Genomic DNA, 720 nt, shown 5'->3' with positions numbered 1-720 from the left:
TCTGGTTGGGCGCATTAGCGCTGAAGTCTCGATCCAGCAGGTTCGGCGCGATGTTGAACTTATGATCGCTGTCGGTCGTGACCTTATGTTTACGCGTTCTGAGCACGGATATGCCGTTCTGACGCATCAAACGGCCGACCCGGCGGTGGCCCACATCTAAACCGATCTCTTTCAGCTCTTCGGTCATGCGTGGCCTGCCATAACTGCCCAGACTGAGACGGGACTGTTCCTTGATGTGAGCCAGCGTGACCAGATCAGACCGTTGCCTGCGGCTGGCCGGTCGGTTGCGGAATGCACGCAAACCACGCGGGCTTACGCCAACAATCTCGCACAACCGATTGGCCGGAAAGCTGGCTCTGTGTTCTTCGACAAACCTAAATCTCATTGCTTTAGGCCCGCGAAGAACTGGGTGGCCTTTTTTAGAATCTCCCTCTCCTCCTTGAGGAGCCGGATCTCACGTCGAAGTCGATCATTCTCTTTGGCGAGGCTAAGATCTTCTTGCGACACCACATCTGTGTCCCGATGGGCTGTGATCCATTTGTTCAGCGTCGACAACCCGACACCCAAATCATCAGCCACCTGCTTACGCGTAAGCCCACTGGTCAGCGCGATCCGCACCGCATCCTGGCGGAATTCGTCCGTCCGTTTCAGTCCCATAGTCAGTCTCCTTTGCTGCAGTAAATGCTATCAAAGGAGCGGCATCAAACCGCGACAGGTCCA

Annotated in this window: 1 pseudogene; it reads right to left on the bottom strand. The window is 55.7% G+C overall.

The annotated features are described in order from the left end of the window. Positions 1–657: pseudogene (locus tag C8265_RS19250) on the bottom strand (IS3 family transposase); the annotation flags it as partial. Positions 658–720 lie beyond the last annotated feature (63 nt).

The organism is Oceaniglobus ichthyenteri, from assembly GCF_003057885.1.
Lineage (GTDB): Bacteria > Pseudomonadota > Alphaproteobacteria > Rhodobacterales > Rhodobacteraceae > Oceaniglobus > Oceaniglobus ichthyenteri.
The sequence above is the reverse complement of the archived record's forward strand: the minus strand, read 5'-3'. Positions and strand labels throughout refer to the sequence as shown.